Raw genomic sequence first — 25,361 nt, 5'->3', positions numbered from 1 at the left:
CGAGGATTATAACGGATGGGGCCTTACCTTACGGGAGTATTTTCAATCTTCTTCCCGGTCTGGACGCTGGCGCGCAAAAATCACTTCCATGCGAGCGCCACCCAGTTCACTGCCTGAGGTTTGGATCTCCCCGTCATACTGTTCGACAATTTCGCGGGCGACGGATAACCCCACGCCCTGGCCCGGACGCAAGGTGTCGGCGCGCTGTCCGCGATCAAATACCATGCTGCGTTTGCTTTCCGGGATCCCAGGCCCATCGTCATCGACGATTAAATGCAGGGTGTCATCCAGTTGCCTGCCAGAAATTTCAACAAATTCAAGGCAGTATTTGCAGGCGTTATCCAGCACATTGCCCATCACTTCCATAAAGTCATTTTTCTCACCCACGAAGGTGATTTCAGGAGAAATATCCAGAGTGATCGTGACGCCTTTGCGCTGATAAACCTTGTTCAGCGCCGAGCAGAGGCTATCAAGCAGGGGCGCAACAGGATGCAGCTCGCGGCTGATTAACGCGCTGTCACCGCGCATGCTCGCGCGATGCAAATAATACCCAATTTGCTGAGAAATCCGGCTGATTTGCTCGAGCATCAACGGTTCGGCGGTTTCGATAGTTAACTTATCGGTGCGCAGTGAACGCAGTGTGCTTTGCAAAACCGCTAACGGGGTTTTCAGGCTGTGCGTTAAGTCAGTCAGCGTGGTGCGGTATTTGTCGTAGCGGTCGCGCTCTGTACGGAGCAGGCGATTAAGGTTGCGTACAAGGCTTGTCAGCTCGCGAGTGGTGTCTGGATTCAGGCTGTCGCGGTCGTGTTTTTCCAGCTCACGCACCTCTTTTGCCAGTGCTTCAATGGGGCGCAAACTCCAGCGTGCGGCAAGCCAAAGCAGCGGCACAACTAAAAGCAGATTCGCCAGCACCACATATATAAACCAGCTCCACACCATGTAGGAGCGTTTTAATTCGATAGGGATGGTGTCCACCACAACGATAGTTAAAGCGGGCATGTTGCCCATCGCCGGATACTGATTTACCGCAACCGAATGGGTCATTTCATAACTCTCGTCATCGTCATGAAAATCTTTTAGCTGGTCCTGGAGCTTCGCGTCGTCGCCGAGCAGCGCACGGCTGGTATCAATATTCGCCTCCAGCTCATGGAAACCGTTGCTGCCGAGCCACTCTTTTTTGATTTGCTGGACGATATGTGGGACATCGCGCTGGGTCCACAGCAGGTGACCTTTTGCATCGTAGATAAGCGCCATGGTGGGGCTTTTGAGATTAAGGTTATCCGGAAGATCGACTTTGATCTTGCCGTTTTCATAGCTCGAGAGGGTGTAGAAAAGATTGCTCTCACCGCGCAGCAGGCGGAATGTGGTTTTATCAAAACTGACGCTGTAACCCACCAGCGCGACGACGCCGTAAGCCAGCGAGAGCACCATTACCACCGCGGCGGTTGCCAGCAAAAAGCGAACTCGCAGCGATAACGGTAAAAAGTGTTGGAAGAATTTCATGTTCAACGCAGATCGAAGCGATAGCCCTGACCACGCACCGTGGTGATGGCTTCGTGAGGATATTCAGCGAGGATTTTTTTACGCAAGCGGCCCATTAAGACGTCAATGGTGTGGCTTTCGCGCAGTTCTGCATCAGGGTAGAGCTGAAGCATCAGCGAATCTTTACTCACCACTTTGCCGTTGTTACGAATCAACGTTTCCATGATGGTGTATTCAAACGCCGTCAGCTTGATCAGGTTTTCATTGATCAGCAGTTCTCGGCGGGATAGATCAACCTGGAACGGGGGAAGCGAAATCACCTGCGAGGCCAGGCCGCTATTGCGGCGCATCAGCACCTGCATGCGGGCGATGACTTCTTCAAGATGAAACGGCTTAGTGACGTAATCGTCGGCACCCGCGCCCAGCACTTCAACTTTATCCTGCCAGCCTTCACGCGCGGTGAGCACCAGAATAGGAATGGTGACGTCATGGCTGCGCCAGCGGCGAATCAGGCTCATGCCGTCTTCATCAGGCAGCCCTAAATCGACGATAGCAATGTCGGGTGTGTGCTCATTTAAGAAGTAATCTGCCTCTTTTGCATCTTCAGCGGCGTCGACCTGATGGCCTGCTTCACGCAGTTGCACCTGAAGATGGTGGCGTAATAGAGCATTGTCTTCCACAACCAGAACACGCATCGTATTTCCCCGAGATATAAATGGCATTGATAGTTTAACGCTAATTATTGGCGAGGAGGAGTAAACAACGGATAAACAGCCAGAAATAGACTCCGCCGGGCGGCGGAGTCGGGGGAGATTACTTCAGTTCATCAACCATCGTGATGGCGCGGCCAATATAGTTAGCCGGGGTCATCTCTTTCAGACGGGTTTTTTCTTCTTCCGGTAGCTCAAGGCTGTCGATGAACTGCTTCATGCCTTCGGCATCAACGCGTTTGCCGCGCGTCAGTTCTTTGAGCTTCTCATATGGCTTCTCAATACCGTAGCGACGCATAACGGTTTGAATAGGTTCCGCCAGCACTTCCCAGTTAAGGTCCAGTTCAGCCAGCAGGCGGTCGCGGTTCACTTCCAGCTTGCTCACGCCTTTGAGGGTGGACTGGTATGCAATCAGCGCGTAACCAATACCGACGCCGAGGTTACGCAGCACGGTGGAGTCTGTCAGGTCGCGCTGCCAGCGGGAAACCGGCAGTTTGCTCGCCAGGTGTTGCAGCAACGCGTTAGACAGGCCCAGGTTGCCTTCGGAGTTTTCGAAGTCGATTGGGTTAACTTTATGCGGCATAGTGGAGGAGCCGATTTCGCCCGCGATGGTTTTCTGCTTGAAGTGGTTCAGCGCGATATAACCCCAAACGTCACGGTCAAAGTCGATCAGAATAGTGTTAAAGCGTGCGATGCAGTCGAACAGCTCAGCGATGTAATCGTGCGGTTCGATCTGCGTGGTGTACGGGTTCCACTGAATGCCCAGGGAGGTGACGAACTCCTCGCTGAACTGGTGCCAGTCCACTTCCGGGTAGGCTACGATGTGCGCGTTATAGTTGCCGACCGCACCGTTGATTTTGCCCAGAATGTCCACTTTCTCTAACTGACGGAACTGGCGCTCCATACGGTATGCCACGTTCGCCATCTCTTTGCCCATGGTTGATGGGGTTGCAGGCTGGCCGTGGGTACGAGAAAGCAGCGGAATATCACGGTACTGAAGCGCAAGATCTTTCACCGCGTCGATAACTTTGCGCCAGTACGGCAAAACAACGTCTTTACGCGCAGTTTCCAACATCAGCGCATGAGACAGGTTGTTAATATCTTCTGAAGTACAGGCGAAGTGAATGAACTCCGATACTGCGTGCAGGGCAGGGATCGCCGCGACTTTTTCTTTCAGGAAGTATTCAACCGCTTTTACGTCGTGGTTGGTGGTGCGTTCAATGGTCTTGATGCGCGCGGCATCTTCTTCATTAAACTCAGCGACAATTTTATCCAGGTAACCGTTTGCGTCTGCGTCAAAAGCAGGAACTTCCTTGATCGCTGTGTGCGCGGCCAGTTTTTGCAGCCAACGTACTTCGACTTGTACGCGGAATTTCAGCAGACCAAATTCGCTGAAAATAGCGCGCAGAGCGCTGACTTTGTCGCCGTAACGTCCATCAACGGGGGATACGGCGGTCAGTGAGGATAATTCCATAAGTTACAACTCCAGAGAGGTTAACAATGAGCAAGAATTTGTTTGGCCTGAGCACACAGGCGACTACGAGAAAACATTAACTGCAGGCGGCCACCGCCGACCTGATGCCATAACACTGCGGCGCGAATACCTGCCAGCAGTGAGGCGCGGACTTTGCTTTGCACCTGCGGGCTTTGCAGCACAGCAGGGGAGCCGGTGACCTGAATACGTGGGCCAAGCGGGCTGATCACATCCACATAAATCCCGGCCATTGCGCTGAGCAAGGTGTCGGATTCAAGGTCAAAATGTTCCAGTTGACGCTGTAAACCGGCGATGCTTGAGCCGAGTTTATCCATCGCGCCTTTGTTGCCGTAAAGCTTACGCTCTAGCACCATCAGGCTCAGGGTATAGCGCGTTAATTCCGCATTTAAACCCTGGCGATTGCTGGCATTCAACACGCCCAGCAAGGTTTCGAGGCCAAGTTTCAGGTTCGCTTCGCTACCGCCGAACACGTCGAGCGTGGAACCCGGGTTCTGATCGATAACGCTGTTTAAAGAAACATGCAGCGCTTCGGTATCGCAATGCCCCTGGTGAGCCAACTGCTGAACCAGACGAGCAGACTGGCAGATCCCTGCCAGCGCGATAGTGATGTCATAGTAATTTTTGGCCACGAGGGTTTCGTCCTTGTTTACAATTAAACGACGAGCGGCAGACGCTGCTCAATAACACCGCCGCCGAGGCAGATTTCGCCGAGATAAAATACGGCAGACTGACCCGGCGTTACCGCGGCGACCGGCTCTTCAAAACGCACTTCAATGCGATCTGCATCCAGCGGGGTAATCACGCAAGGAAGATCGGTCTGGCGATAACGGGTTTTCACGGTGCATTTCAGCGGCTCGGTCAGGGTTTCGCGATCGACCCAATGAAGTTGCTGGGCAATCAAACCCACGGACATTAAGCGCGGATGGTCATGGCCCTGGGCAACGACCAGAACATTGTTTTCAACGTCTTTATCGACCACGTACCACGGATCTTCGCTGCCTTCTTTGGTGCCGCCGATGCCCAGACCTTTACGCTGTCCCAGCGTGTGGTACATCAACCCCTGATGCTCACCAATGGTTTCTCCATCGACGGTGACAATTTTACCCGGCTGAGCGGGCAGGTAGCGGCCAAGGAATTCACGGAATTTGCGCTCGCCGATAAAACAGATACCGGTTGAGTCTTTTTTCTTCGCGGTGATCAAATCTAACTCTTCAGCAATGCGGCGTACTTCTGGCTTTTCCAGTTCGCCCACCGGGAACAGGCTTTGTGCAATCTGCTCGTGGCCGAGAGTGTAGAGGAAGTAGCTCTGATCTTTATTGCCGTCGAGGCCACGCAGCAGTTGGCTTTTGCCGTTAACGTCAGCGCGGCGCACGTAGTGACCGGTAGCGATGTAATCGGCACCTAAATCTTCGGCGGCAAATTCCAGGAAGGCTTTAAATTTGATCTCTTTGTTGCACAGAATATCCGGGTTTGGCGTGCGCCCGGCTTTGTACTCTTCCAGGAAGTGTTCAAACACGTTATCCCAGTATTCTGCGGCAAAGTTTACGGTGTGCAGTTCAATGCCGAGCTTATCGCAAACGGCTTGCGCATCGGCTAAGTCAGCGGCTGCGGTGCAATACTCTTCGCCGTCGTCCTCTTCCCAGTTCTTCATGAACAGGCCTTCCACTTTGTAACCTTGTTGTTGCAACAGGTATGCGGAAACGGAGGAATCGACACCGCCGGACATCCCGACGATCACTTTTTTTGGGCTTTCAGACATTGGAGTACTCACGACATTGAACTTATAAGGCGGCGTATTCTATCACGCATCCCCGCAGCTATCACCCCTAACTAAACGGCCAGTTAAATGCGCCTAACATACTGAGCGGATAACGTTCCGCACGTTGATAGCAGCGAATACTTTCGGCGACCAGCGGTGAGCGTAAATTTGTAGCGTTAACAATTTGTTGCGGACTCAGCCATAAACAGCGATCGATGTCGGCGTCCTGAGGATGCGTTGGACTCTGTTCTTCCAGATCGATGGAGAACAGGAAGCGCAGGAATGGCGTGTTATCTGGCGCTATCCACTGGTGCATGCGGATAAACGTTTGGGGTTCAGCCTGAATCCCTGTTTCTTCATAGAGTTCACGCTTAGCAGCTTCAACCAAGGTTTCATCAGCTTCCAGATGGCCCGCAGGCTGGTTCCATAACGCCTTGCCATTAATCGTTTCTTCGACGACTAAAAACTTTCCCTGCGACTGAACCACGCAGGCAACGGTAACGTGCGGTTTAAACATCGTTTTTCCTCGGTTAGCTCAATGATACATATCATTATCAATAAATGATCTGGATCACACTTTTTTGCCGTGACCTATACTAAGTGGGATTTTTTAAATCACCACGAGGGTACCACCATGCAGCTTACCACGCGTATTATGCCGCAACAGAAACGTATCGCTTTAGTGGCACACGATCCTTGTAAACCAGACCTGCTTAACTGGGCGGTTGATAATCAGACCGCGCTCAGCAACCATATTATTTATGCGACCGGCACAACCGGAAACCTCTTGCAAGCCCACACCCGTTTATCTGTTCTGGCGCTGATGAGTGGCTCGATAGGGGGCGACCAACAACTCGGATATTTGATTGCGTCAGGCCAAATTGATGTCCTGATTTTCTTTTGGGACCCATTGAGTGCGGTGCCTCACCACTCTGATGTCAAAGCGTTGATGCGGCTGGCAACGGCGTGGAACATCCCCATTGCCAGCAATGCTTGTAGCGCCAATTTCTTGATTCACTCGTCGCTATTTGAGCAAGCGCTGGAAATCACCGTTCCTGATGGGGATGCTTTTCTCAGCAGCCGCGTTTCTCATGTCACGCAAAACGGCGTCCACACTCAGCATCTTTTATAGTCCATCCATCGGAACTTCACGCCATTCACCCGGCGCTAAATCTGCCAGCTCCAGCGGCCCCATGGCATAACGAATCAGGCGTAGCGTTGGGTAACCCACATGCGCCGTCATTCGTCGCACCTGACGGTTGCGCCCTTCATATAAGGTGATTTTTAGCCAGCTTGTGGGTATGGCTTTGCGCTCGCGAATGGGGGGATTGCGCCCCCATAACCATTCCGGTTCGTTAACTAACTCAATGCCTGCGGGCAGAGTAGGGCCGTCGTTGAGCGTCACGCCGTTGCGCAGTGATTCCAGCGCTTCTTCCGTCGGGGCGCCTTCCACCTGCACAAAATAAATTTTCCCGGTGCGTTTGCCAGGCTGCGTCAGTTTCGCCTGTAAAGCGCCATCGTTGGTTAACACCAACAGTCCCTCGCTATCCCGGTCAAGGCGGCCTGCTGCGTAAATTCCTTGTAACGGGATGTAATCTTTCAGCGTGCTGCGACCCGCTTCGTCGGTAAACTGCGGCAGCACATCGTAGGGTTTATTAAAGATAACGAGTCGCTTTGGCCCGGTAGCCGGCTTTTTTTTGGCAGGGCGTCGCGTGCTGAATCGTTCAACTTGGTGATTTCTAAAAGAAGTTTTATTCATAGTGTTTTCAGACTGGGTGGATTCACGCATTATAACGGAAATTCATGAGTGATTGGCGCGGGCATGATATTCGAGTAGTATGAGCTCGCATATTACAAATCATTAACAAAAAACCAGAAGCGCTCGAAGGAGAGGTTAATGGAAAGCAAAGTAGTAGTTCCGGCGGAAGGTAAGAAGATCACCCTGCAAAATGGCAAACTGAACATTCCTCACAACCCAATCATTCCTTTCATTGAAGGTGATGGTATCGGTGTGGACGTGACGCCAGCTATGATCAAAGTGGTTGATGCCGCCGTGCAGAAGGCCTACAAAGGCGAGCGGAAAATTTCCTGGATGGAAATCTACACCGGCGAAAAATCTACCCAACTTTATGGCCAGGACGTCTGGCTGCCAGAAGAGACTCTGGACCTGATTCGTGATTACCGCGTTGCCATTAAAGGCCCACTGACGACTCCCGTCGGCGGCGGTATTCGTTCTCTGAACGTTGCGCTGCGTCAGCAGCTTGACCTGTACGTATGTCTGCGCCCGGTGCGCTACTACGCAGGCACGCCAAGCCCGGTGAAACACCCAGAGCTGACCAACATGGTTATCTTCCGTGAAAACTCAGAAGACATCTATGCGGGCATCGAGTGGAAAGCCGACAGCGCCGAAGCCGAAAAAGTGATCAAATTCCTGCGCGATGAAATGGGCGTGACGAAAATTCGTTTCCCGGAGCATTGCGGTATCGGCATCAAGCCGTGCTCCGAAGAAGGCACTAAACGCCTGGTTCGTGCAGCCATCGAATACGCAATCACCAACGACCGTGATTCCGTGACCCTGGTTCACAAAGGCAACATCATGAAATTCACCGAAGGCGCTTTCAAAGACTGGGGTTACCAGTTAGCGCGTGAAGAGTTTGGTGGTGAGCTGATCGACGGCGGCCCATGGGTGAAACTGAAAAACCCTAATACCGGCAAAGAGATCGTGGTTAAAGACGTGATTGCTGATGCGTTCCTGCAACAGATCCTGCTGCGTCCTGCTGAATACGACGTTATCGCCTGTATGAACCTGAACGGTGACTACATTTCCGACGCCCTGGCAGCTCAGGTTGGCGGGATCGGTATCGCCCCAGGCGCTAACATCGGTGACGAGTGTGCGCTATTCGAAGCCACCCACGGCACTGCGCCAAAATACGCAGGTCAGGACAAAGTGAACCCAGGTTCTATCATCCTGTCTGCGGAAATGATGTTGCGTCATATGGAATGGTTCGAAGCGGCTGACTTGATCGTTAAAGGTATGGAAGGCGCGATTAACGCCAAAACCGTAACTTACGATTTCGAACGCCTGATGGAAGGCGCTAAACTGCTGAAATGTTCAGAGTTTGGCGACGCGATGATCGAACATATGTAATTAGCGATTTTGCTAAATACCTTAACGGGAGCCTGGTGCTCCCGTTTTTATTTTTATCGCCACATCCTGCAAAGCAGCAATCGCTCCCGCCTCGCTGGTCTAATGAGTGGTCACTGCCTATACTCTAGAGGCAGCATTTTGCTGCCAACCCTACTGGAGTAATCCATGAAAACCATTTTAATGAACGTTTCGAAAGATCAACCTAAAAACCCTGATAAAGCGCCGAAGAACGACGAGAAAAAGCCAAAACAAAACCAAAAGTAAGCTTTGTTTCTTTTGTCAGTTCCTGGTGATAGTACGTTGGAGGTTTTATGTCTGTACGTCCTCTTTTAGTTGATCCGGTTCCTGTGGATGAACCGCTTCCCGGAGACACCATACCTGAGACGCCTGATGTCATTGATCCCCTTGACCCAGACGATCCTGATGTGGTTAAAGATCCGGTAAGATAATTCAACTAGCCCGATTTAAACCGCCTACGGGCGGTTTTTTTGTACTTTCGCGTGAAACAAAAACGGGAGTCACATGTGCTCCCGTTTTACTGTGTTAAAGCCATCCCTTCTGGCTGGCAAACCAAACGACGATTGCCACCACAATTAATACTATGGTTGTTTTTCTCATCTTTCATTGCTCTGTCTGGAAGAGAAAACAGAATATAGAGTGAGTTCGGCAAAGTAAATTTTTGCCCGCAGGGGTTACTCTTCCGCTACCAGCCAAAAATCTGCTTCATCAAACATCTCTTCGACCAGGCGATTAATGCGCTCTTTTTCACTCTTCGTGCAGTCGCTATTCACGGCATTGACCTGCATCGGTTTAACTTTCACTTCAGCGGCTGGAAAAATGTTATGAACGCGTTTGGTTAACTCCGCGAGGATTTTCTCTCTGGCGCCAGGAAGCTGTGCAACATTTCGTTTGTCGTAAACCAGTTCAACGTACATTCTTGTCACTCATTATGGGCTGTATTTATGTACAGTAATAAATTGGCGGGTACAGGGCAACTAATAAAGCGGGTAAGAGATTTAAAATCTGGCGGAATGGATATTTTTTGAAAGTAAATTGTTTAATAAAAAAGCAATCAGTATCAATAGCTTGAAAAATAAACGATCGATATAAAACAGGGGTTGCATATCACCGCGTGTTTATATAGGATTCTCACCCATGCCGACTTAGCTCAGTAGGTAGAGCAACTGACTTGTAATCAGTAGGTCACCAGTTCGATTCCGGTAGTCGGCACCATCTTTATAAAAACAGCCACCTCACAAGGGTGGCTTTTTTTATGCCCAATTTTCAGATGCTACCTTAAAACCTTCTCTAAAAGTTACTGGGGTTTGCTGGCGGTCAACGGCGATTGCAGGTTACGCGCTTTCATCTGTTCCATGATCAATTGATAAACCACGTAGTATTTGAAAATATTGCTCACGTATTGCACCGTTTCATTCCCGATACGCAACTGAACGATCCGTTCAACGTTGTTAAACCAAATATTAGGATCAAAACCGTTTGCTGCCGCCTCTTTACGTAAGCGGGCTATTTTGGCGGGGCCTGCATTATAAGAGGCGAAGGTAAAAAGCATTTTGTTCAAATCGGTCATCGGTTCACCCGCAAAGTAACGGTCGCGCATAAAACGAATATATTTAACACCGGCATTAATATTGGGGTCGAGAAGCCTGATATCCCCCACCTTTAGCTCTTTTCCGGTGGCAGGCAATACCTGCATTACGCCGATCGCACCGCTTTTACTGCGCACAGTCTGGTCCAGACGCGACTCCTGATAGCCTTGTGCCGCCATCAGCAGCCAGTCGACGTTATATTGCTCGCCGTATTTGCGGAAGATTTCCGTGACCTGGTAAAACTTGTCTAGCTCTTCTTGTGAACGGGCATTTTTCACCCATTTGGTATTACGTAAGTATTTATAAACTTGCTGATTGCCGAAAGACGTTCCAATTTTATGTTGGGCGCAGAGCGCATCCAGTTGGGCACGCAGAAGAGGGGAGTTTTTGCGCATTGCCAGCGCGATAGAACCATCATCGCGAAGGGTGATATTTTCATAAATCACAATATTGGGATAAATCTGTTTCCATAGCAGCGCCAGATATCGGTCCACTACGGTGTAATGCGCAAGATTTGCATTCACCATCTCGAGAATATCTTCCGGTTCGAAATTGCCCGGCGCTTGAATGACGGTTGCAAGAGGGAGTTTTTTGCCCGCCAGAGTCTTATTTAGCGTTTCAATACTCGAGATGTAGCTGGTGGATGGGTTCACAAACAAGGACTTTCCCGACAGAGACTCAACGCTTTCAAGTGCAGGTGCCTGAGTGCTGGCGATAATGACTTCGCGAATGTTTTTTGCCAATGGCGTGCTGAAGTCGACGAGCTTTTCTCTCTGTGCGGTTATCGTCAAATTCGCCGCGATAATATCGCCTCGCCCGGCCAGAAGCTGCGGAATAAGTTCATCCCGGGCGGTGGGGAGAAAAACGAGATGCGTTTTTTGCGATGGATTTAGACCTTTATTGATTTGTTTATCAAACTGTTGCATCAATTCGATCATAAGGCCGCGCTGTGTGCCGCTGTTATCAATAAAATAGAATGTTTTGCTGTAAGGAATTAACACGCGCACGACGCGGCGACTCTTCATCACATCATAATCACCAAAAACCACATTCATTTCGGCTTCAATTTTCAATGGCGGGTCGTCGGTGGCAGCTTGCGTCATCGGTAAAAAGAGCGAAATAAAGATCAGTACCAACCACGCGCGAGCCATTCTCACACCTTCATACATACCAACCGGGTACCGTTTAACTATAGCCTGCGAGCAGGGGAGGCGTTATAAAACGGATGCCGATATAAATGAGAAAATTATTATTTGAAAATAATTCTTGCTTCCAATGCGTAGACATGAGTAAATGCGTCATCGGTTTGGAAGACAGACCTTATGAAAGCAGTTTTAGTAAAGCAGTCCTCAGTTCAAGCGCTATCAAGTCATCAGATACCCCTTCTTCGTGAGTCTCCTCCTAAGTGCCTAAATAAGAAACGTTCTGCAATACAGACCACGTTCGCCATAGTAAATGGCTATAAAAATATCGAGGAAGTATCTATGTCTAAAATGACTGGTTTAGTAAAATGGTTTAACCCAGAAAAAGGTTTCGGTTTCATTACTCCTGACAATGGTAGCAAAGATGTGTTCGTTCACTTCTCTGCCATTCAGAGCAATGATTTCAAAACTCTGGACGAAGGCCAGAAAGTTGAGTTCTCTGTTGAGAACGGCGCTAAAGGTCCATCAGCAACTAACGTTGTTGCTCTGTAAGACTGCTAACGCATAACTGCGACTGACGTATGCGAAGACGGTGAACAACCCGAGCCGTTAAGTCAAAGTGAATAAACCCGCCCTGTGCGGGTTTTTTGTTGTCCCAAATCCATTAAACCTCTCTTTTTTATCCTGCAATCAAACGCATATAACGCGCAGGGTTATCTTCGTCTTTACATTAATTAACGCTGCACCTTCACCTGGTTTACACCAGGTAGACTATGCTTATAGTGAAATATACTTTTTTTAGTATGGATAACATCAATAACTGGAGTTTTTTTATGGGCTTTTGGCGTATTGTTTTTACGATTATTTTACCACCGCTAGGTGTATTGCTGGGTAAGGGATTCGGCTGGGCATTTCTTCTGAATATTGTTTTGACGCTGCTGGGTTATATTCCAGGTCTGATTCATGCGTTCTGGGTGCAATCCCGCGATTAATAAAACAAAACAGATTGTCTGTTTTAAAATGCGCTGCGTAATCGTTAAATTTGCGCAGCGCACCCCTCGAAAGATCCCGCCCCATATTCATTTGCAGAGCCATTCACCGCCACCTGTTTACATTTTCCACTAAGAATGTTCTGATATAGCCAATTTTTTAATCAGCTATAGAGTCATTTTATGTTTCTGTTAAAACCGGGAATGCTGGCCATGATTATCGGTTCCCGTACTGCCGCAGGGCGTGTGAATGTGGGTAAATCAGTTGAGCTTTTTGGGCTGTGCGAACCGGGCGAAAGCTTTGTGAATCCGGTGACCGGCGTAGTGACACAACTTCCACACGATGCGAATCATCCATTGTGGTTGGTGACGGGTAATGTCGTCGCTTTCGATGGTCGCGAAGGGTACACCTTTGTGCGTGCGGAATATCTGATGCCGCTCGATAAAACATTATTGCCGGAAGCTGAAGAACTTCAGGCTGCGCATTAGCATTAATAGAAATGATGAAAGCCGACGGCTAACGCTCTAACTCCTCGATACGAGCGATCAACGCGGGGAGTTCATCTTCTGCATAAACCTCGATACCATGCTCGCGTAATAACGCTGCCGCAACACCCATCCCAGACTGCGTTATCCCCTGAAAATTGCCGTCATAAATCTTCTTACTGCCGCAGGTTGGGCTGCCATCGGTCATCAATGCCAGTCGGCATCCAGAATCTTGAGCGGTTTTCAACGCAAGCCATGCGGCTAATAAATAGCGTTGAGTTACATCTGAACCATCACTTTCCTGAATTTTTGCATCGCCTGTAAGTGCGGCCAGGCCGCCCCCGCCGACCAGTTCCGCAGGCAGGCGAGGCGTTTCAAGCCCTGCGGCTAATTCCGGGCAATGAATAACCAACCGCTGTTCTCGTTGCCAGAGCTCTAATATCTCGGCCAGGAATGGTTTATTTTGCCCGTTATAACGAACTTTAAAGCCCATCAGACAGGCACTGACCAGAATTTTTGTTTTCATTTCATCACGCGTAAATGGGTAAGCGGTCACGTTACTACAGGATATTGTCTCTACGCCACCCCGCTAATTTTGGGCGTTGCAAGGTAAACGGCAGCGGCATACTCTATCATTCCTTATGTTCCAGATAATATTAAACATAAGGATAATCAAATAAATGTCTCCCTTGCCTCTGAAACAAACGCTTAGAATTGCATTAGTCGGTGACTATAATTCTGCGGTTATTGCACATCAGGCCATTCCCCTCGCTTTAGATAACGCTGCTGAATATGTTGGCGTAACCGTTGATTATGATTGGTTACCGACAACGGAAGTCACGAGCCCGGAAGATATGGTGGGTTATGACGCGATCTGGTGTGTTCCGGCCAGCCCCTATCAAAATGTTGATGGCGCTTTTCTGGCAATCCGCTTCGCCCGTGAAAATCAGGTACCTTTTCTTGGTACATGCGGTGGTTTTCAGCATGCGGTGATTGAGTATGCACGCAATGTTATGGGGTGGGAGGATGCCGCTCATGCTGAAACCTCCCGTGAGGGAAGGTGGGTCATTGGGCCGCTGAACTGTTCGCTGGTGGAGAAATCGGACGGCATTGAACTCAAGCCGGGTTCATTAATTGCAACGGCTTATGGACGGTTGCACATTGAAGAGGGTTACCACTGTAACTATGGCATTGCCGAAACGTTCGCCGAGCAATTAAGGCAGTCGCCTCTACAGGCTACGGGGTGGGATGCTCAGGGTGAAATCCGGGCCGTAGAACTGACCGATCACCCTTTCTTTGTCGGCACGCTATTCCAGCATGAACGGAATGCTTTAAAAGAGCAGGCAGCACCTTTGGTTGAGGCTTTGCTTCGCGCAGCACAATAGTAAACAGTTACCCTCTTGCCAAAAGGTGAGAGGGTAAACGCAATCACTTTTTCACTGGCGCGCCAATTTCAACGTTGCGTCCTGCTCTAACGCCAAATATCGCCATAAAAACCGAGAGTAATGCGCATCCCAGTAGCGGTAGGCTCCAGTTTCCTGAAACATCATGAATTTTTCCCATCACTGGCGGGCCGAAAGCGGCAAGCAGGTAGCCCACGCATTGTGCCATGCCGGAAAGGGCAGCAGCCTGGTGCGCGGAGCCGGTGCGCAGCCCGATGAATGACAGGCCAAGGATCATGGCGGCACCTGACCCAAACCCTCCCACGCACACCCACACGCTGGCATAGTCAGGCAGCAGCCACAGGCCGAGCGTACTCAAACCCCACAGCATCGCCATCAGAACGGCAATGCCTCGCTGGTCTTTCAGCCGACTAAGCATTAAACCAATAAATAAACCAGGGATCGCCGTCGCCAGTTGTAACAGGCCGTGCAGCGAACCTGCCTGCGCTTCGCTATATCCGTGGCTGATGAGAATGGAAGGAAGCCAGCCGATGATTACGTAGTAAATGAACGAATTAATCCCCAGATACATCGTCACCTGCCACGCAAGCGGGGAGGACCAAATTCCTCGGTTATGCAGCGCACCGCTGGCACTCAGGTTTGCTGGAGTATGGTTTGCTAACTGAGGCAGCCACAGCAGCAGCGCCATAAGAGGGAAGATCATCAACGCCAACAGGGCACCCTGCCAGCCGTAGCCATGCAGCGCAATGGGTACAACCATGACCGATCCGATGGCTGCGGCAACCCCCATTGTCAGTGAATAAGCTCCCGTCAGGCGTGCCACCTGACCCGGAAAATCTCTTTTGATCAAACCAGGCAGCAGGACGTTACCCATTGCAATACCGCACCCGATGATCGCCGTGCCCACGTATAACAACGCGATGCTTCCGGAAGATCGTAGTGCAATCCCCGCGCAGATGACGATCATCGCTCCAAATAAACTGCGTTCCATACCGAAGCGATGTGCGATACCCGCAGCCATCGGTGAGACAACGGCAAAAGCCAGCAGGGGAAGCGTGGTCAACACTCCCGTCTGCGCGGTGGTTAAGGCGAAGGTTTCGCGCACCATGTCCAGCAGTGGCGCAGCGCCAGTGAAAGTGACACGTAACGTGGTGGCAAGCATCAGAATACCGAGCAGTAATAAAGCCGGTTTTTTTACGCTCGCTGAAGGGGAAGTCGTCATTTTTCTTATCCATTAAAATCGAGGCCTAAAGATACACGCTTCTGTCGATGATTAAATCAACGTAAAATGCCAGTTTACCCCTAAATTCGGACAGAAAAATGGAACGTGGTTTAGCCTTAGAGGGATTTGACCCGGATAGCAGCTCACAGCCTGCTCAGGCATTTCGGATACGCGTGGCGGAAAGCGTCAAAGAAATTCCTTTCCATCAGCACCGCAAAGGGCAACTGATCGTCGCCCTGCATGGAGGGATTACCTGCGAGGTTGAACAGGCGATGTGGATGGTGCCGACGCAATACGCAGTGTGGATCCCCGGCTCAATGCCCCACAGTAACCGCGCTACCACTAATGCACGCATCTGCTTTTTGTTTATCGAACCGGGTGCCGTTGGGATGCCGGAGCAATGCTGCACATTGAAAATTTCCCCGCTAGTCCGCGAGCTAATTTTGCATCTGGCGCAGCATCCGCATGATGACACTCCGGCACAACAGCGCATGGTGCAGGTGTTATTTGATGAACTTCCCCATCAGCCGGTTGAACAACTGCGTTTGCCTATGTCCCGCCATCCGAAAATTCATCTTATTGCTGAGCAACTGGCACAAAACCCGCAGGAGCGACGGACGCTGGCGCAGTGGGCGTCACAACTTGCGATGAGCGAGCGAAATTTAGCCCGCTTAGTGGTGAAGGAGACAGGGCTTAATTTTCGCCGCTGGCGCCAGCAGTTACAGCTGATCATTGCTCTGCAACTGCTGATCGATGGTTCGACGGTACAACAGGTGGCAAGTGAACTGGGATACGACTCAACCAATGCGTTTATCACCATGTTCAAAAAAGCGCTGGGGACGACGCCGGGTCGCTATCTTACGGCACTGGATCCGCATTAACGGCGTCACTGTCTGCCTATTACCAGCGAGACAAGCCCTGCGGCAATCAGCGGCCCCACTGGTACGCCGCGAAATAGCGCCACGCCCAGAACGGTGCCAACCAACAGACCCGCGACTAAGCTCGGCTGGCTGCTCATCAACGTAACGCCACGCCCGCCTAGCCATGAGACAAACACGCCCACGGCAACCGCCACCAATGATTTCCAGTGAGTAAATGAGTGCAGCAGGGTGCTGGCAGGTAAGGTGCCGCTGGCGATGGGAGCCATAACGCCAATGGTCAGAATTATAATCCCCACCGTTAGCCCCTGTTTTTCAATCCATGGGAAGAACTGGCTAAGCGGTGTTACCCGAACAATGATCAGCACCAGAATAGAGACGGCAACCGTGGTGTTATGGCTGGCAAAACCAAGGCCTGCAAGGGCTAGCAAAATCAATAGTGTTGAATCGAATATCATGATTTTTCCTTGCGAAATATAAAAAGAAAACTATTTTTATTGTTAATCTTACTTTAGGCGCACGCCTATTCCCTCGTCAGTCTTTTTAAGTGAAGTTCCGTATTTTTGTGCAATTGCATAATTCCCGTTGGAAGTGGAATCGTTTTTGACGATCAATTAATGGATTTTGATCTATAAAAACTATTTGAACTATATGGCTATTAACCCTTACCCTTCTCCCGCATAGGTGGTTTTAATGTTCCTGACTTTATTAAAACATTCTTTCTTTGCCACTCTTTTATTCTGATAAATAGCGAAACCATTACGTGAAAGCTCTTTCCCCTCATTTTTTCCGCCATGAATTTTCCTGTCCGTGTGGCTGCGGTTTTAGTGATGTTAGCATTGAGTTAGTGGCGATTCTGGAGGGGGTGCGTCAGTATTTTGAACGGCCAGTATTCATCAAGAAAGGGTGTAGTTGTACGCATTACAACAAAATTTGTGCTGATGAATATGCAAGCCAGCATTTATTAGGCACGGCGGCAGATTTCATTGTTGACACTATTGAGCCTGATAAAGTAGCCGATTATCTGGAAGCAAAGTATGCTCAGCAATATGGAATAGGGCGCAGTAATACTTATACACATATTGATGTACGTGCTGCGGCGGTTCGTTGGTGGGAATAGAAGATGGCCAGAGTTAATCTGGCCAATCTAAAGGTTAATTGTGAGAATGGCTCGCCTGTTTTTGGAACAGCTCGCGGAATACCGGATAAATATCATCCTGGTCGCGAATATGCTGCATGGCAAAGTTATCAAACGTCGACTGCAAATCTTCATACTCACGCCATAACGTTTGATGAGCGCGGCGCGTAATTTCTATATAGCTATAATAACGTACCATTGGCAGCAATTTTTTCGCCAGCAGCTCATGACACAATGGCGAATCGTCTGCCCAGTTATCACCATCCGAAGCCTGTGCGGCGTAGATATTCCACAGCGCCGGGTCATAACGCTCTTTCACTACTTCATCCATCAGTTTTAAGGCGCTTGAGACAATCGTGCCACCCGTTTCCTGCGAGTAAAAGAACTCGTGTTCATCCACTTCTTTGGCCTGCGTGTGGTGGCGAATATAAACCACTTCCACGTTTTTATAGGTCCGGCTCAGGAATAGATAGAGCAGGATATAAAAGCGTTTGGCCATGTCCTTGGTGGCCTGATCCATTGAGCCGGAAACATCCATTAAGCAGAACATCACCGCCTGGCTTGAAGGCTCAGGGCGTTTCTCATAATTTTTGTAACGCAAATCGAAGGTATCGATAAACGGCACGCGGGCGATTTTCTCACGCAGCTCAGCTATCTCTTTGCGCAAGCGTTCTTCTTCAAGCAACTGAGCAGGTTCGCTGTTACTCACCGTTTCCAGGCTATCTTCCAGCTCATGCAACTGGCGACGTTTTCCGGCGGTCATTGCCGTGCGACGTGCCAGTGAGTTTTGCAGGGAACGAACCACGCTGATATTTGCCGGTACGCCATTCGAGGTGTAACCCGCGCGATGTGATTTAAACTCGGTTATCTGGCGATGCTGATTCTTCTTCAGATTCGGCAAGGCCAGGTCTTCAAACAGTAAGTCGAGATATTCGTCCTTTGAAATTTGAAAGACGAATTCATCCTGGCCTTCACCATCCTGACTCGCCTGGCCCTGGCCACCACCGGAACCCCCACCGCCGCCCTGTGGGCGCTCGATACGGTCGTTCTGCACGAAGTGATCGTTACCCGGATGCACACGATGCCGCAGACCGCCACGTCCTTGATGAAACATCGGTTCGCTGATGTCTTCACTTGGGATTGAGACGGACTCGCCGCTGTCCACGTCGGTTACCGAACGCTTGTTGATGGCCTCGGAAATCGACTGTTTAATCTGTGCCTTATAACGGCGTAAAAAGCGCTGGCGATTGACCGCGCTTTTATTTTTGCCGTTCAGTCGCCTGTCAATAAAATAGGCCATATTTCCCCCAACTGCTTATGCCTGCTGCGCAAAGGGGGCCACACCGCCCGGTGTGACCCACAGGAAACTCCCTTATGATGATTTGCGAACCCGCAGATACCATTCACATAGCAGGCGAACTTGTTTGCGGGTATAGCCTTTCTCCATCATACGATCGACAAAGTCGTCGTGTTTCTTCTGCTCGTCGGTCGAGGTTTTGGCATTGAACGAGATAACGGGCAGCAGCTCTTCGGTATTCGAGAACATTTTCTTCTCGATAACCGTGCGCAGCTTCTCGTAGCTGGTCCAGTTAGGGTTACGACCATTGTTGTTAGCACGGGCACGCAGCACGAAATTGACGATTTCATTACGGAAATCTTTCGGGTTGCTGATACCGGCCGGTTTTTCAATTTTTTCCAGTTCCGCGTTCAGGGACTCACGGTCAAACAACTGGCCGGTATCCGGGTCGCGGTACTCCTGATCCTGAATCCAGAAGTCAGCGTAGGTAACATAACGATCGAAAATGTTTTGCCCGTACTCTGAATAAGATTCGAGATACGCGGTCTGAATTTCCTTCCCGATAAATTCGGCGTATTTCGGGATCAGGTAGCCTTTCAGATGCTCCAGATATTTCTCTGCCAGATCCTGCGGGAATTGCTCGCGCTCAATTTGCTGTTCCAGTACGTAGAACAGGTGCACCGGGTTAGCGGCCACTTCGACGTGGTCAAAGTTGAACACGCGGGAGAGGATTTTGAATGCGAAACGTGTGGACAGCCCGTTCATGCCTTCGTCCACACCGGCGTAGTCGCGATACTCCTGGTAGGATTTCGCTTTCGGGTCGGTGTCCTTCAGGCTTTCACCGTCATACACGCGCATTTTGGAGTAGATGCTGGAGTTTTCCGGCTCTTTCAAACGTGAAAGAATCGAGAAACGGGAGAGCGTTTCCAGCGTGCCAGGGGCGCATGGTGCGTGTGACAGTTCACTATGATTAAGCAGTTTTTCGTAGATTTTAATCTCTTCGGAAATCCGCAGGCAGTACGGGACCTTAACAATGTAAACACGGTCAAGGAACGCTTCGTTATTCTTGTTGTTACGGAACGTCACCCACTCTGATTCGTTGGAGTGCGCCAGAATAATGCCGTTAAACGGTAGGGCGGAGATGCCTTCGGTCCCGTTATAGTTCCCCTCCTGGGTTGCGGTCAGCAACGGGTGGAGCACTTTAATCGGTGCTTTAAACATCTCAACGAATTCCATGATGCCTTGGTTTGCACGGCACAGCGCACCGGAATAGCCATAAGCATCAGGGTCGTTTTGCGCGTGGTTCTCCAATTTACGAATGTCCACTTTACCGACCAGCGCCGAAATATCCTGGTTGTTTTCGTCGCCCGGCTCAGTTTTGGCAATTGCAATCTGCGCCAGTATCGACGGCCAGACTTTTACCACGCGGAATTTGGTGATATCCCCACCAAATTCGTGTAAACGTTTTGCCGCCCACGGCGACATAATCGTGCCGAGGTAGCGGTTCGGGACGCCATACTCTTTTTCCAGAATAGAGGCATCTTCTTGTGGATTGAACAAGCATAGCGGGTGGTCATTCACCGGGCTGCGTTCACCGTTGGCGCTCAGTGTGTAAATAGGCACGCGCTGCATTAATGCTTTCAGGCGTTCAGCGAGTGAGGATTTACCGCCACCGACCGGGCCTAATAAATAGAGGATCTGTTTCTTCTCTTCAAGACCCTGGGCTGCGTGTTTGAGATACGCAACAATCTGCTCGATGGCTTCTTCCATGCCATAGAACTCTTCAAACGCCGGATAACGAGAAATCACTCGGTTCGAAAAGAGACGGGACAGCCGTGGCTCTGTGGCAGTATCCACCATCACTGGCTCACCAATGGCCATCAATAGCCGTTCTGCCGCATTAGCATAGGCACTGCGATCTTGCTTACAGATTGCAAGAAATTCCTGCAGTGTGAACTCTTCGTCCTTGGCAGCTTCATAACGCTGGCGATAGTGATCGAATATATTCATGGCATGCCGTCCTTTCGTATTTAGCACAGGTTAGAGAGCCGTTCGTATGAGTAATGGAGGCTCCCGGAAGACGTCTCCTGAATCTCGAGCAACCCTTATGCCAACTTGTCTTACCCGGCAGGGTAGCGTGGCATTTCATTGCTGCGTTCAGCGTATTTCATCTTCCTAAAATAAAGCGTAGATGGCATTTGCAAAACTTGCATACGGCTACAAACCAATTTCAATGACATATCAATAACTCATCCATTTATTTCTCCTTTTGTTGTAAAGGGAAGGGCGCGCTATCACATGCGCATCATAAAAGTGAAAACAAGGTGAAACCTGTTTGCGAGATGTTGGTCAATTGGTTTGAGGTTTCGGGTACGTAAAAAATTTGGGGTGAAGGGCAAGGGAGGTTACACTTCCTTCCGCTGATTATTTGACTAAAGGACTGAATGAATTGTGACCAAATTCAAACTTCTCGCATTGAGTGCATTGATGGCTTCATCTGTTTCTTCTGCGTGGGCAGAAAGCCCGTGGTCGCTTGGAGCCGCAGCGCTGGTAACGCCGAATCCTTATAAAGGCGACCAGGATCGTGTTTACCCGATACCAATGATTGGCTACGAAGGAGATAGCTTCTACTTCCGTGGCTTAAACGCGGGTTACTACTTATGGAACGACGAAACTGACAAATTGTCGGTAACGGCATACTACTCTCCGCTGCATTTCAAACCGAAAGACAGCGACAATAAGCAAATGCGCCACCTGGATTCCCGTAAATCCACGCTGATGGCAGGGCTTTCTTACGTGCATTACACCCAGTATGGTTTCCTGCGTACGGTATTAGCTGGCGATACGTTGGATAACAGCAACGGCATCACCTGGGATACCGCCTGGCTGTACCGCTATACAAATGGTGACTGGACCTTCACGCCGGGGATTGGTGTGAACTGGGATAGTGAAAATCAGAACGAATACTATTATGGCGTCAGCAAAAAAGAGTCCCGCAACAGCGGCATGAGCTCTTATGACCCGGAAAGCAGCTGGACTCCGTACGTTGAGCTTTCTGTTAACTACAAGCTGAACGATAGCTGGAACGTTTACGGTATGGGTCGCTATGTTCGCCTGGCAGATGAAGTAACCGACAGTCCAATGATCGATAAAGAGTGGACGGGCGTATTGCTGACTGGCGTAACGTATAGTTTCTGATGATGCAAATAGAGTGCAATTGATGCACTTTCGAGGGGCGCTTGCGCCCCTTTTTGTTGCATGTCGCCATAAAGCATAGAACGATCACTTCTTATTTTTTCACTTTATCAAATCGATGTTCTGCAGACTGGCTGTCACGTTATTACTAATGTTCTTGCTTCAATACAAGGCAAAGAAATGAACTGTTTGCATCATTTTAGGGCGTTATTGTAGGCCTGTATCGATACAATTTGCTGTGTATTTTTTTATTGATTTTGATGTGAAGTAGCAAGATATAAGCGGGAAGACAATAAATGTAAATAATAATAAATCAGCAAAAAATGGGTCGAAGTCATAAGCTTCACCGGTATACCAGCCTAAATTATCATGAGTATACTTATAACCGTGATGTGCGAGTTCCTCTAAGGAGAATAAATCATCAATAATGAATATTAGAAATGAGACAATGCTAAAGCTTATATAATAGATGGTAATCCAGTATGCGATCTTTGTTAAGATGATAATTATGTTTGATTTTGTGCTATGTTTGATTTTATCTATTGTTTTTATTACTCTTTTAAGAATAAAAAATGTTGGCGGGGTGAGTATTATCCCGTAACTATAATAGACAAGCCATCTTAGCGTTGAAAATTCATAGTTTTATTAAAAACATGAAAATATTCATGTAAATGATTGCAATACCATTCTGTTAGTTCGTAAAAAAGACCCTTAAAAAAAGCCACATTGGAAAATGATAGTGTCATGCTGAAAAATACAATGCAAAATGACTGTTTGTTTTTCATTAGTATTTGAACCTGTTCTATAATATTTCTGATTAAGAATGAGATCTTTACTCAGAGTCAAATTTCTTCTTAAGCCTTCTTCTTTCTGCGAGCATGAGTAGAAGCAATCTGCTGAGAATAGATTCTTTCACGTAGCATAGGGGTTATATATTTATCATAACAACCATATCCATTTAGCGTGTTTATAGTATAAAAAATACGAATAGGTATGATTGTCTTATACAGTAAGTATACTCTTTAGCATCATTATAATTTCATGAAATCTTTGTGAATACTTTGGCTTAGATCAACTGTAAGTTTCATGCAGCTTGTGATAATAGCGGGATGCTTATTCATGTAATACTAATGCCAGTAAATGTAAATTTTGACATCATTTTTAATGAATATTTACTCAGGCATAAAAATATTATCTAAATTTGAGATGGAAGAGGTTCTAATGGATAACTGGACAGAATACTTGGATAGAAACCCAGATGCCAGAAAGTATATGGACGAAAACTCAAGTGATGATCGTAGAGATATTGAGGTGTTCGTATCAAGACAGAATGATTTACTTAGGGTAATGAATGAGGTTGCCAATAAATTTATACAATGGAGCATGGCAAAAGATCACTTTATAAGTGAGGTGATAGCAAAGATTTGGGGTGATACTAATACATCATATATACAATATAGGTATTATTAAATGAACATATATCTAATTGTGACTGTATACATTATCTGTACTATAGTTTCATTATTTCCATTTTATTATGTTGTCAGTCATCTTCTTTATTCATCTAATGTTTACTTGAATGTTTTGGCTGTAGGGGTTTCATGTGTTTGTGCGCTGTATCATTTTGTCGTTTTCCGAACGGGAGATATTCTTCTTTTTGATATTAATATTTATATTAATAGCGATGGCAGTCTTATATCGGTATTAATACCTCTGACTTGTGCATATTCATATTGTATACCATTTTGTATTGCGCACCGTAAGTATTACCAAAAGGGTCGCTAGATTTATTTATAGGTTTAGTAATAGTAATAGTAATAGTAATAGCGTTAGCATTTTGTTGACGAGTAATCGAATGTGATAGCTTATAAATCATATTCTGATCCAGATAGGCGATCTGTGCCTTATTACTAATTGAATCCAGAGAACAACAACCTGAGGACGTAAGGCCCTGTCTCACTACATTTAACATTACATAGATTAAATTTTCCATGGTGGTTCTCCATTACTGATTTTATTAGCGACAGATTGTGAAGGTACATTTTACTCACTATTTCCAGTTTAACGGATCATTTTATTTGTAGCGGTTGAGAAAGGTTTTGAATTTTTACAGGCCGTACGTGTCATTGCTGAATAAAAAATTATATTATGTGTTGTCACATAACTAATAAATAATTTTGGGGGTGTCTTGCGATGGATTATATAAACAGTGAATGTTTTCAATCTTCTAATTCATAATATGCTTGACAGTTTGTTCTATGTTATATGATGCTCCAGTAATTTACAATAATAGCGATTTTGAGCAAGTTAATTTATATGGTTGTATGATTAAATATGCAGAAAGATTTAATAAAAAAGGAAATGTAAAATGAACGCGGGAAAAAATCAACTGCAACAGATTACCTGGAAGGTTATTTACGTGGCGAAGTACCCATAAATCAGTTAACCCCCCTAGGATGAATATATATTAGATACTTTGAAACTAGAGGAAGAGTTACAGAAAAACACTAATCATATAATGTTTTTGCCTCTTTCAGAGGCAGATGCAGAGCTTAATCAATTGTTAAATCTAGTTGATCCCATAGCAACATATGCTAATGATATAAAAGCTCTCTCTGATGGTGTAAAGAATGTCAGAAAGTTGGTTTGTTATTACAATAAGGCAAACAAGCTTGTTTACAATCTAAGAGGATTAGGGATTAAGGCTATTGTATATACGGTTAGATGCGTTAAATATGTAAAAACCACTGGGTATGCAGGTGTCCTTGATTACTGTTACAGGTGGTGACACATTTCAGAAAAAGTAAAGGGTGTGATTAAACAAGGTATGCAAGAACAACAAAAAATAGTGGAATGGAATTTAAAAAGTCAATCCCCCTTTATGCTTTCAGGTCAGTTTGGGGGTTAATATGTCGAGTGTGTATAGTAATTTAGCCATACGAATAGCTGTTGTTACTATTATTCCTTTTGTTTTTTATGGGGTTTTTATAATATTTGGCAATGATGTTATGGACTTACTTAGAATGAAAGATATTATCTATTTCAACTGGAGAAATATCCCAGTTTTGATATGTATGCCTTGGCTTGCATTTGGTGAGATGCTTTTTATAAGTTCATTTTTTACAAGAAACCAAGAAATACAACCTACGCTTATGAAGTATACAAATTATATCGGCCTTGTTACTAGCGCGCTCTTTTTTTTAGCTCTTTTAAGTGGTCCGATAATAAATGTTGCATTTTCTTTCTCTTCTTATCATGCATGCTCCGCTGATGGAATTTTTTCTGGAGTATATTACGTGAAAGATAAAAGTCATTGTGAGAAATTAACCAGTGCTGTTGTCTGGGAATGAAGTATAATAACACCCATGATGTCTTATTATGGGTGTTATTATAATAATATGTTTTAATAT

At 47.6% G+C, this 25,361-nt stretch carries 26 protein-coding genes and 1 tRNA gene; 13 read left to right on the top strand and 14 right to left on the bottom strand.

The genetic code is table 11. From position 1 onward, the window contains the following. Positions 1-42: 42 nt before the first annotated feature. From phoQ to AB1E22_RS01345, 6 genes are all read right to left on the bottom strand, one after another. Positions 43-1,503 (bottom strand): two-component system sensor histidine kinase PhoQ, encoded by a 1,461-nt coding sequence (gene phoQ, locus AB1E22_RS01370; RefSeq protein ID WP_437178364.1) that lies wholly within the window; start codon positions 1,501-1,503, stop codon positions 43-45. A gap of 2 nt (positions 1,504-1,505) precedes the next feature. Next, positions 1,506-2,177 (bottom strand): two-component system response regulator PhoP, encoded by a 672-nt coding sequence (gene phoP, locus AB1E22_RS01365; protein ID WP_367593729.1) that lies wholly within the window; start codon positions 2,175-2,177, stop codon positions 1,506-1,508. Between the two features lie 118 nt (positions 2,178-2,295). Continuing rightward, on the bottom strand, positions 2,296-3,666 hold the full coding sequence (purB, locus tag AB1E22_RS01360; protein WP_367593728.1) for an adenylosuccinate lyase: 1,371 nt from the start codon (positions 3,664-3,666) through the stop codon (positions 2,296-2,298). A 20-nt stretch (positions 3,667-3,686) separates the two neighbouring features. After that, positions 3,687-4,316, bottom strand: coding sequence for a high frequency lysogenization protein HflD (hflD, locus tag AB1E22_RS01355; protein ID WP_367593727.1), 630 nt, complete (start codon positions 4,314-4,316; stop codon positions 3,687-3,689). A 23-nt stretch (positions 4,317-4,339) separates the two neighbouring features. Then, positions 4,340-5,446 carry a tRNA 2-thiouridine(34) synthase MnmA gene (gene mnmA / locus AB1E22_RS01350; RefSeq protein WP_367593726.1) on the bottom strand — a complete coding sequence of 369 codons (1,107 nt, stop codon included), beginning with the start codon at positions 5,444-5,446 and terminating at the stop codon, positions 4,340-4,342. Positions 5,447-5,513: 67 nt separating this feature from the next. After that, entirely contained in the window at positions 5,514-5,963 is a 450-nt protein-coding gene (locus tag AB1E22_RS01345; protein ID WP_367593725.1) for an NUDIX hydrolase, read from the bottom strand. 117 nt (positions 5,964-6,080) lie between these two features. Here AB1E22_RS01345 and AB1E22_RS01340 point away from each other — a divergent pair, with 117 nt between their 5' ends. Continuing rightward, positions 6,081-6,578 (top strand): methylglyoxal synthase, encoded by a 498-nt coding sequence (locus AB1E22_RS01340; RefSeq protein ID WP_367593724.1) that lies wholly within the window; start codon positions 6,081-6,083, stop codon positions 6,576-6,578. On the opposite strand, the gene rluE is transcribed toward AB1E22_RS01340, so the two are convergent. Next, complete coding sequence (rluE, locus tag AB1E22_RS01335) at positions 6,573-7,235, bottom strand: 23S rRNA pseudouridine(2457) synthase RluE (RefSeq protein WP_367593723.1); 663 nt, start codon at positions 7,233-7,235, stop codon at positions 6,573-6,575. The genes AB1E22_RS01340 and rluE overlap by 6 nt on opposite strands. Before the next feature lie 108 nt (positions 7,236-7,343). Here rluE and icd point away from each other — a divergent pair, with 108 nt between their 5' ends. Together icd and AB1E22_RS01325 are read left to right on the top strand one after the other, a co-directional pair. Then, positions 7,344-8,594, top strand: coding sequence for an NADP-dependent isocitrate dehydrogenase (gene icd, locus AB1E22_RS01330; protein WP_367593722.1), 1,251 nt, complete (start codon positions 7,344-7,346; stop codon positions 8,592-8,594). Between the two features lie 311 nt (positions 8,595-8,905). Beyond that, the gene (locus AB1E22_RS01325) at positions 8,906-9,043 is read left to right on the top strand and encodes a hypothetical protein (RefSeq protein WP_367593721.1); all 138 of its coding nucleotides are present in this window, start codon (positions 8,906-8,908) and stop codon (positions 9,041-9,043) included. Between the two features lie 243 nt (positions 9,044-9,286). Here AB1E22_RS01325 and AB1E22_RS01320 read toward each other — a convergent pair whose 3' ends face one another. After that, a complete protein-coding gene (locus AB1E22_RS01320; protein ID WP_367593720.1) occupies positions 9,287-9,529 on the bottom strand; it encodes a DinI family protein in 243 nt (80 codons plus the stop codon). 222 nt (positions 9,530-9,751) lie between these two features. On the opposite strand from AB1E22_RS01320, the gene AB1E22_RS01315 reads away from it, so the two are divergent. Beyond that, positions 9,752-9,827, top strand: a tRNA-Thr gene (locus AB1E22_RS01315). An 82-nt stretch (positions 9,828-9,909) separates the two neighbouring features. Here the strand turns inward: AB1E22_RS01315 and AB1E22_RS01310 are convergent. After that, positions 9,910-11,352 carry a transporter substrate-binding domain-containing protein gene (locus AB1E22_RS01310; RefSeq protein WP_367593719.1) on the bottom strand — a complete coding sequence of 481 codons (1,443 nt, stop codon included), beginning with the start codon at positions 11,350-11,352 and terminating at the stop codon, positions 9,910-9,912. Positions 11,353-11,685: 333 nt separating this feature from the next. Between AB1E22_RS01310 and cspE the strand changes: the two genes are divergently transcribed. The 3 genes from cspE to AB1E22_RS01295 all read left to right on the top strand — a co-directional run bounded on the left by cspE (position 11,686) and on the right by AB1E22_RS01295 (position 12,821). Then, entirely contained in the window at positions 11,686-11,895 is a 210-nt protein-coding gene (gene cspE / locus AB1E22_RS01305; protein WP_034456078.1) for a transcription antiterminator/RNA stability regulator CspE, read from the top strand. Between the two features lie 281 nt (positions 11,896-12,176). Beyond that, positions 12,177-12,335 carry a YqaE/Pmp3 family membrane protein gene (locus tag AB1E22_RS01300; RefSeq protein WP_367593718.1) on the top strand — a complete coding sequence of 53 codons (159 nt, stop codon included), beginning with the start codon at positions 12,177-12,179 and terminating at the stop codon, positions 12,333-12,335. A gap of 180 nt (positions 12,336-12,515) precedes the next feature. After that, positions 12,516-12,821, top strand: a complete 306-nt coding sequence (locus AB1E22_RS01295; RefSeq protein WP_367593717.1) for a hypothetical protein — start codon at positions 12,516-12,518, stop codon at positions 12,819-12,821. Between the two features lie 28 nt (positions 12,822-12,849). Here AB1E22_RS01295 and AB1E22_RS01290 read toward each other — a convergent pair whose 3' ends face one another. Further along, positions 12,850-13,344 carry a DUF523 domain-containing protein gene (locus tag AB1E22_RS01290; protein WP_367593716.1) on the bottom strand — a complete coding sequence of 165 codons (495 nt, stop codon included), beginning with the start codon at positions 13,342-13,344 and terminating at the stop codon, positions 12,850-12,852. Between the two features lie 154 nt (positions 13,345-13,498). Here AB1E22_RS01290 and AB1E22_RS01285 point away from each other — a divergent pair, with 154 nt between their 5' ends. After that, a complete protein-coding gene (locus AB1E22_RS01285) occupies positions 13,499-14,203 on the top strand; it encodes a CTP synthase C-terminal region-related (seleno)protein (protein WP_367593715.1) in 705 nt (234 codons plus the stop codon). 43 nt (positions 14,204-14,246) lie between these two features. Here the strand turns inward: AB1E22_RS01285 and AB1E22_RS01280 are convergent, their stop codons facing one another. Further along, entirely contained in the window at positions 14,247-15,443 is a 1,197-nt protein-coding gene (locus tag AB1E22_RS01280) for a CynX/NimT family MFS transporter (RefSeq protein WP_367593714.1), read from the bottom strand. Between the two features lie 98 nt (positions 15,444-15,541). On the opposite strand from AB1E22_RS01280, the gene AB1E22_RS01275 reads away from it, so the two are divergent. Next, positions 15,542-16,324, top strand: coding sequence for an AraC family transcriptional regulator (locus AB1E22_RS01275; protein ID WP_367593713.1), 783 nt, complete (start codon positions 15,542-15,544; stop codon positions 16,322-16,324). A 5-nt stretch (positions 16,325-16,329) separates the two neighbouring features. On the opposite strand, the gene AB1E22_RS01270 is transcribed toward AB1E22_RS01275, so the two are convergent. Then, positions 16,330-16,776 (bottom strand): DUF441 domain-containing protein, encoded by a 447-nt coding sequence (locus AB1E22_RS01270; protein ID WP_367597298.1) that lies wholly within the window; start codon positions 16,774-16,776, stop codon positions 16,330-16,332. A gap of 308 nt (positions 16,777-17,084) precedes the next feature. On the opposite strand from AB1E22_RS01270, the gene AB1E22_RS01265 reads away from it, so the two are divergent. Then, positions 17,085-17,441 carry a D-Ala-D-Ala carboxypeptidase family metallohydrolase gene (locus tag AB1E22_RS01265; RefSeq protein WP_367593712.1) on the top strand — a complete coding sequence of 119 codons (357 nt, stop codon included), beginning with the start codon at positions 17,085-17,087 and terminating at the stop codon, positions 17,439-17,441. A 34-nt stretch (positions 17,442-17,475) separates the two neighbouring features. Here AB1E22_RS01265 and AB1E22_RS01260 read toward each other — a convergent pair whose 3' ends face one another. Together AB1E22_RS01260 and yeaG are read right to left on the bottom strand one after the other, a co-directional pair. Next, the gene (locus AB1E22_RS01260; protein WP_367593711.1) at positions 17,476-18,759 is read right to left on the bottom strand and encodes a YeaH/YhbH family protein; all 1,284 of its coding nucleotides are present in this window, start codon (positions 18,757-18,759) and stop codon (positions 17,476-17,478) included. Between the two features lie 72 nt (positions 18,760-18,831). Beyond that, complete coding sequence (yeaG, locus tag AB1E22_RS01255; protein WP_367593710.1) at positions 18,832-20,766, bottom strand: protein kinase YeaG; 1,935 nt, start codon at positions 20,764-20,766, stop codon at positions 18,832-18,834. A gap of 441 nt (positions 20,767-21,207) precedes the next feature. Here yeaG and AB1E22_RS01250 point away from each other — a divergent pair, with 441 nt between their 5' ends. From AB1E22_RS01250 to AB1E22_RS01240, 3 genes are all read left to right on the top strand, one after another. After that, a complete protein-coding gene (locus AB1E22_RS01250) occupies positions 21,208-21,954 on the top strand; it encodes a MipA/OmpV family protein (RefSeq protein ID WP_367593709.1) in 747 nt (248 codons plus the stop codon). 1,218 nt (positions 21,955-23,172) lie between these two features. Then, positions 23,173-23,421, top strand: a complete 249-nt coding sequence (locus AB1E22_RS01245; protein ID WP_367593708.1) for a hypothetical protein — start codon at positions 23,173-23,175, stop codon at positions 23,419-23,421. Between the two features lie 1,439 nt (positions 23,422-24,860). Next, entirely contained in the window at positions 24,861-25,301 is a 441-nt protein-coding gene (locus AB1E22_RS01240; RefSeq protein WP_367593707.1) for a hypothetical protein, read from the top strand. Positions 25,302-25,361 lie beyond the last annotated feature (60 nt).

This window comes from Buttiauxella gaviniae (genome assembly GCF_040786275.1).
GTDB lineage: Bacteria > Pseudomonadota > Gammaproteobacteria > Enterobacterales > Enterobacteriaceae > Buttiauxella > Buttiauxella gaviniae_A.
The sequence above is the reverse complement of the archived record's forward strand: the minus strand, read 5'-3'. Positions and strand labels throughout refer to the sequence as shown.

What these genes read in the sequence shown, in the direction of transcription:
- AB1E22_RS01325 (WP_367593721.1), top strand. Translation starts at nt 8,906, where the DNA reads ATGTCTGTACGTCCTCTTTTAGTTGATCCGGTTCCTGTGGATGAACCG.
- purB (WP_367593728.1), bottom strand. Translation starts at nt 3,666, where the DNA reads ATGGAATTATCCTCACTGACCGCCGTATCCCCCGTTGATGGACGTTAC.
- AB1E22_RS01245 (WP_367593708.1), top strand. Translation starts at nt 23,173, where the DNA reads ATGGATAACTGGACAGAATACTTGGATAGAAACCCAGATGCCAGAAAG.
- icd (WP_367593722.1), top strand. Translation starts at nt 7,344, where the DNA reads ATGGAAAGCAAAGTAGTAGTTCCGGCGGAAGGTAAGAAGATCACCCTG.
- AB1E22_RS01295 (WP_367593717.1), top strand. Translation starts at nt 12,516, where the DNA reads ATGTTTCTGTTAAAACCGGGAATGCTGGCCATGATTATCGGTTCCCGT.
- AB1E22_RS01285 (WP_367593715.1), top strand. Translation starts at nt 13,499, where the DNA reads ATGTCTCCCTTGCCTCTGAAACAAACGCTTAGAATTGCATTAGTCGGT.
- AB1E22_RS01300 (WP_367593718.1), top strand. Translation starts at nt 12,177, where the DNA reads ATGGGCTTTTGGCGTATTGTTTTTACGATTATTTTACCACCGCTAGGT.
- AB1E22_RS01310 (WP_367593719.1), bottom strand. Translation starts at nt 11,352, where the DNA reads ATGGCTCGCGCGTGGTTGGTACTGATCTTTATTTCGCTCTTTTTACCG.
- phoQ (WP_437178364.1), bottom strand. Translation starts at nt 1,503, where the DNA reads ATGAAATTCTTCCAACACTTTTTACCGTTATCGCTGCGAGTTCGCTTT.
- phoP (WP_367593729.1), bottom strand. Translation starts at nt 2,177, where the DNA reads ATGCGTGTTCTGGTTGTGGAAGACAATGCTCTATTACGCCACCATCTT.
- mnmA (WP_367593726.1), bottom strand. Translation starts at nt 5,446, where the DNA reads ATGTCTGAAAGCCCAAAAAAAGTGATCGTCGGGATGTCCGGCGGTGTC.
- rluE (WP_367593723.1), bottom strand. Translation starts at nt 7,235, where the DNA reads ATGCGTGAATCCACCCAGTCTGAAAACACTATGAATAAAACTTCTTTT.
- AB1E22_RS01340 (WP_367593724.1), top strand. Translation starts at nt 6,081, where the DNA reads ATGCAGCTTACCACGCGTATTATGCCGCAACAGAAACGTATCGCTTTA.
- AB1E22_RS01260 (WP_367593711.1), bottom strand. Translation starts at nt 18,759, where the DNA reads ATGGCCTATTTTATTGACAGGCGACTGAACGGCAAAAATAAAAGCGCG.
- AB1E22_RS01240 (WP_367593707.1), top strand. Translation starts at nt 24,861, where the DNA reads ATGTCGAGTGTGTATAGTAATTTAGCCATACGAATAGCTGTTGTTACT.
- cspE (WP_034456078.1), top strand. Translation starts at nt 11,686, where the DNA reads ATGTCTAAAATGACTGGTTTAGTAAAATGGTTTAACCCAGAAAAAGGT.
- AB1E22_RS01290 (WP_367593716.1), bottom strand. Translation starts at nt 13,344, where the DNA reads ATGAAAACAAAAATTCTGGTCAGTGCCTGTCTGATGGGCTTTAAAGTT.
- AB1E22_RS01345 (WP_367593725.1), bottom strand. Translation starts at nt 5,963, where the DNA reads ATGTTTAAACCGCACGTTACCGTTGCCTGCGTGGTTCAGTCGCAGGGA.
- yeaG (WP_367593710.1), bottom strand. Translation starts at nt 20,766, where the DNA reads ATGAATATATTCGATCACTATCGCCAGCGTTATGAAGCTGCCAAGGAC.
- AB1E22_RS01320 (WP_367593720.1), bottom strand. Translation starts at nt 9,529, where the DNA reads ATGTACGTTGAACTGGTTTACGACAAACGAAATGTTGCACAGCTTCCT.
- AB1E22_RS01275 (WP_367593713.1), top strand. Translation starts at nt 15,542, where the DNA reads ATGGAACGTGGTTTAGCCTTAGAGGGATTTGACCCGGATAGCAGCTCA.
- AB1E22_RS01280 (WP_367593714.1), bottom strand. Translation starts at nt 15,443, where the DNA reads ATGACGACTTCCCCTTCAGCGAGCGTAAAAAAACCGGCTTTATTACTG.